This is a genomic window from Pedobacter humicola, from assembly GCF_056490705.1.
On the sequence record NZ_JBWJIG010000014.1, the window covers coordinates 153,796 to 159,795 of the forward strand.

General features: G+C 39.7%; 3 protein-coding genes. All 3 read left to right on the forward strand.

Annotated elements, in window-relative coordinates; all coding sequences use genetic code 11:
• Positions 1-345: 345 nt before the first annotated feature.
• The 3 genes from AC04Q1_RS20340 (at position 346) to AC04Q1_RS20350 (ending at position 5,953) form a co-directional block, all read left to right on the forward strand.
• Entirely contained in the window at positions 346-3,258 is a 2,913-nt protein-coding gene (locus tag AC04Q1_RS20340; protein ID WP_478366401.1) for a SusC/RagA family TonB-linked outer membrane protein, read from the forward strand.
• Positions 3,259-3,280: 22 nt separating this feature from the next.
• A complete protein-coding gene (locus AC04Q1_RS20345; protein WP_478366402.1) occupies positions 3,281-4,915 on the forward strand; it encodes a RagB/SusD family nutrient uptake outer membrane protein in 1,635 nt (544 codons plus the stop codon).
• A 180-nt stretch (positions 4,916-5,095) separates the two neighbouring features.
• On the forward strand, positions 5,096-5,953 hold the full coding sequence (locus AC04Q1_RS20350; RefSeq protein ID WP_478366403.1) for a glycoside hydrolase family 16 protein: 858 nt from the start codon (positions 5,096-5,098) through the stop codon (positions 5,951-5,953).
• The last annotated feature ends 47 nt before the right edge of the window (positions 5,954-6,000 follow it).

Consider the following 6,000-nt stretch of genomic DNA (forward strand, 5'->3'; position numbering starts at 1 on the left):
GTAGAATAAACGTTTAAAAATTTCAAAAACAGGGGTTAAAGGCTAAAGTTTAACTAAAAATAACAATTTAACCCCTATTTATTACCGTATTGCCCCTCAATCATCGGGTTTTTATGTGGTTAATTTGTTGTAATCAATCATCCTTATTCATGTATAATTTACACATCCGGTCGGATTAGTATCTAGCAGATATTTTTCTACATGCCATTTTGAATCTTCAAGAGTGATTCAATATTAACTAACCAAATAACCAAAAAAATGAAAAGAAAACTACTAGTCACATCTAAGTGTGCAGTCATATTTTTGTTTGCTCTAATCTTATCATTAGGTAAATCAAAAAATGCCATGGCGCAAACAAATGCTCAAATTTCCATTTCAGGAAAAGTAAAAGACAGCCAGGGCAATCCTATTCCAGGCGCTTCCATTAGTGTTAAAGGAACAACTCAGGTTGTTGCCAGTGATAACAATGGGAATTTTAAAATATCGGCCCAAAAAGGGGAAAGTTTGGTTGTTACTTTTATTGGTTATGTAACCAATACAGTTTTGATCAGTAACCAAACCCAACTGATTATTACTCTTGCCAACGATATAGGTAAAAACTTAGAAGATGTAGTGGTGGTTGGTTATGGTACGCAAAAACGTTCTGATATTACCGGTGCAGTGGCATCTGTTCCAAAAGAACGTTTGTCGCAACTTCCCGTTACCAATGTTTTACAAGCCATTCAGGGGGCTGTAGCCGGGGTAAATATTACCAGCGGCTCGTCAGTGCCGGGCAGCCAGCCAGCAGCATCTATCCGTGGTCAAAATTCGATCACAGCAGGTACGGGTCCGTTTGTTGTGGTAGATGGAGTGCCATTGAGCAAAACAGGCGGATCACTTAACGATATCAATCCTAACGATATTGCCTCGGTAGAGATTTTAAAAGATGCATCATCTACCGCTATTTATGGTACTAATGGGTCTAATGGTGTTATACTCGTTACCACCAAACGAGGAAACACAGGCAAACCCAGCATCAGGTATAATGCTTATGCAGGCGTAGAAAACATTGCACATATTCTAGAGCCAAGATCGGGCGCTGAGTATCTTCAAAAATATGCCGATTATTTAAAGCAAACGGGTCAAACACAAACTAGCCCGGTTCCGAATTTTGGCGAACTGGTTAATTACAATGCAGGCGTAACTACCGATTGGGTAAAAGAAGTTACACAAACTGGTGTGATGCAGGACCATAATTTAAGTATTTCAGGTGGCAGCCCAGATGTTAAATATTTTATTTCAGCTGGATATTTAGATCAAAAAGGACCTATAAAAGGCTATCAATATAACAGAACAAGTTTAAGGTCTAATTTGGATGTTAACATTACCAATTATTTAACCGTGGGTACATCATTATTCTTTACCGGAAACAATTACGACGGGGGCAGGGCAAATTTACTTTTTGCTACGGCAATGAGTCCTTATGCACCTGTTTACAATGATAAAGGGGAGTATAAAATTTACCCAATGGATCCTGAACAGCTATATACCAATCCTTTACTGGGTTTAGTCACTGATCGTATCAGCAGAAGTACCAATCTTAACGGAAACGGTTATGCGGAAGTTAAATTCTCAGGAGTTTTAAAGGGTTTGAAATACCGTTTAAATGGGGGTTATACTTTCTTTCCTGAAAATACCGCGGGATATACCGGTAGAAAGGCCAATGATATGCTGGGCACTGCAAGAACCTTTTATGCGCAAACCAATAGTTACACCATCGAAAACCTGTTAACCTATACAAAAGATATTCAGAAACATCATTTCGATTTTACTGGTTTATACAGTGCCCAACAAAGGAAATATACCAATACAACCGCTGGAGCTGTAGGATTCGTGAATGATGAACTTTCTTACAATAAATTAAGTGCAGGAGCAACACAAACCAGCGATTCTTATGCTGATCAGTATCGCTTAAATTCGCAAATGGTAAGGGTTAACTATTCGTACGACAGCCGTTATTTATTTACTGCAACCGCAAGGCGCGATGGATCATCCGTATTCGGTGCCAATACCACCAAATATGGTATTTTCCCTTCAGTAGCCGCGGGATGGAACATCAGCAGAGAAAACTTTATGAAAAATATTTCATTTGTAAATAACCTGAAGTTACGAGGTTCTTATGGTAAAACGGGGAATGAGGCTGTTAGTGTATATCAAACCATTACTACAGAAGGTGCATTGCGTTCGCCATTTAACGGTTTAAGCACCATTGGCGTTGCCCCAAGTAATTTAGGAAATGCCAACCTCCACTGGGAAAGTACCACCACGGCCAACTTAGGTGTCGATTTCTCCTTGTTGAGCGATCGTGTGAATGGTACAATAGATGTATACAGTGGTAAAACCAAAGATTTATTGTTAAACAGAAGTTTGCCGATTATAACGGGTTATTCGAGAATCCTCGATAACCTGGGTAAAGTTGAAAATAAGGGTATTGAGTTAACCCTTAATACTAAAAACATTGCCAAAGGTGATTTTAGATGGGAAACTTCTGCCAATTTCAGTGCGAACAAAAATAAGATCGTTGATCTGTACGGAGATGGAAAAGATGATTTAGGGAACAGATGGTTTATTGGGCAGCCGATCAATGTAGTTTATGATTACAGAATGACGGGTGTTTGGCAAACTGGTGAAGATGCTTCAAAACAAGATCCCGGAGCAAAACCTGGCGACTTAAAATTTGCGGATCTTAATGGTGATGGAGTAATCACCGCAGATAAAGACCGTGAAATCATTGGTCAGCGTGCCCCAAAATGGACCGGAGGTTTAACTAATACTTTTCACTATAAAAACTGGAACCTAAGCGTATTTATCCAAACAGCACAAGGTATCACCAGAAACAATACCGATTTAAATTATGGTGATGAAACCGGTAGAAGAAATACACCTGCTGAAATTGGTTATTGGACGGCAAGTAATCCAAGTACCACACGGCCGGCATTGTCTTATAACAATACCAGAGGCTATGGATATGCATCAAATGCAAGTTATACCCGGATAAAAGATGTAACGGTAAGTTATGTTTTCTCTCCAAAAATGATGGAAAAACTACACCTGGGCAGTTTAACCCTTTACGCCAGCGGTAGAAACCTGTACACCTTTACCGATTGGATAGGATGGGACCCTGAAAATGATTACGCGCCCCGCGGATCAGGAGAATGGGCCAATAATTATCCTTTAACACGCTCTTTTGTGTTTGGAGCAAATATTTCTTTAAAATAATTATCTCTAAAAAAAAAAGATCATGAAAAAATTAAAATATATACTGTTTTCTTTTCTTGCAGTTGCATTAATGTTTTATTCTTCCTGCAAGAAAGCTTTCCTGGATGAAAAACCTTATTCGAGTTATACACCCATTACTTTAAATGATTCGCTAGGCTTTGAAGCCTCCTTAGTGGGGCTATACAATCATGTAAGCACCATTTATTCTTATGCCGATCAGCAAGGCTGGCCAAGTGTTTGGCAAGTGGGTACCGATGTGGCCAATGCAACAACAAACCAGCAGGGCGTTGAAGTTCCTTATTACGATTATACACAGTTAACCGCTACAGATGGAGCAGCAGCTTATATGTGGAACAGGAATTATATCCTGATTAATCTTTCTAATGTAATCATAGACGGGATAGAAAATCCCGCCGTAACCGCGATCAGCGCAAAAGGAAAAGCAGCAATAGACGCCGAGGCCAAATTTTTCAGGGCTTTTGCTTATAATACCCTGGCTACACTTTATGGCAGGGTTCCTTTGATCAAAAATGCACTTACCGCACCTAAAACCGATTTTGTACGTGCACCGCTTAATGAGATAAACGACTTTATTGTAAATGATCTTCTTTTTGCCGTGGCGAATTTACCGGATATCGAAGCCGTTAAGTCAAATACAAAAGGTAAAATGTACGGCAGGGCAAATAAATTTATGGCCATGCAACTCCTTGCCGAAGTATACCTGAGGGCGGGTAAAAATGACCTGGCCGAACAACAGGCGTTGGGTATTATCAACAGTGGTAAATTTAGTTTAAACAAAGCCAGGTTTGGGGTTAAAACGGGCCTTCCGGGTGATTATTATTCAGATCTGTTTGTATATGGCAACCAGCGCCGTTCTCAAAACAACAGAGAGGTCATCTGGACATTAGAACAGGAAAATCCATCGAGCGTTGTAGGTGGTATTACCAATAACCCTCAGCAAAGAAGAGTATGGGGAACAGGTTATTATGCCATTCAGGGAATGGTTTTGGCCGATTCTTTAGGTGGCAGGGGTTTATCAAGATTGAGGTTGAGCAATTGGTTCTTGTATAGTTTATACAAACCTGGTGATATCCGTAACTCTCAATACAATGTAAAGCGAAGATTTTATTATAACGACCCTACAAATGCCAAATTTGGACAGATTATTCCTTATACCGGACCTGATACTTTGTTTAAAATCAATCCTTCCATTACCAAATGGAATCAATTCGATCCTAACGATACTTTTGGTTTTGCGATGATTAAGGATTTCATTCTGATGCGCTTGGGTGAAACTTATTTATTGCTTGCGGAAGCCCAGTTTAAACAAGGGAAACTGAGTGATGCGGCAGCATCAATAAACGAACTTAGGAAAAGAGCATTTGCTGATTATCCAACCCGTGGACAGGTACAGCCTGCCGATATCAACCTCAATTTTATATTGGATGAACGTGCCCGTGAATTGATCGGTGAAGAAAACAGGAGAATGACTTTAATGCGTACAGGGACTTTGGTTGATCGCGCCATTAATTTAAACAGTAACGATGCCGCAAAACCTTTAAAAGGCTTAACGTCGAAAAATCTTCTTTTACCAATTCCATTAACAGAAATACAGTTAAATAAAGATGCGCTTTTAGAGCAAAATCCAGGTTATTAGCCTATTCTGGTTAGTCGGATTAATTCAGCGCTCCGGACCTTGCAAGCTTCGGAGCGTTTGTTTATAGCCCGCTTAATTATGGCTAAGATCGTTAATGGCCATCAATGACTTTTAATCCTGACGCTTAGATAATTTTCGGTTAGAGAATATTGCTAAATTAGTTGATCAATAAGTAATCCAATGAAAAATAGAACCTGGTTTTTTTTAATGATGTTAATCGCTGCGTTTACACCATCCTGCGCCATAAAAAAAGAAAAGAACTTTTCTGATACCTATTCTACTGAAGGTTATAAACTGGTTTGGAGTGATGAATTTGATCAAGACGGAATGCCAAACCCTGCCAATTGGGATTATGAAAAAGGTTTTGTGCGGAATGAAGAGCTGCAATGGTACCAGCCCCAAAATGCTTTCTGTAAAGACGGTATGCTGATTATTGAAGCCAGAAAGGAAGAAAAACCTAATCCACTATACGTTGAAGGAAGTAGCGACTGGCGCAAAAAAGCAAAAAACATCGAATATACCTCTGCCTGTTTAATTTCCAGAGGTTTGCAAAGCTGGCAATATGGCCGGTTCGAAATGAGAGGAAAGATCGATATTTCTGACGGTCTCTGGCCCGCTTTCTGGACATTGGGCTTAAAAGGCCGATGGCCTGCAAATGGAGAAATCGACATCATGGAATATTACAAAGGTAAATTGCTGGCCAATATTGCGAGTTTAGGAGTCAATAAGAAGCCAAAATGGTTTAGCAATACCAAAGCGGTAAGCGAGTTGGGTGGGGAAAAATGGGCTGCAGCATTTCATATATGGCGTATGGACTGGGACAGCGAAGCCATCAGCTTATTTGTAGATGGAATGCTTTTGAACAAAACGCTATTAAGCGATCTTAAAAATGATGATGGCTCAGATTTTCATCCTTTTAAACAGCCACACTATATCCTTTTCGATCTGGCCATGGGCGGTATGAACGGAGGGGCGTTAAACGATACTAAATTCCCAAACAGAATGGAAGTAGATTATGTTAGGGTTTACCAGAAATAAATTTTAAACCTGATAGGTTTATTTGAAATGGAAAAGGCCACGGTAGT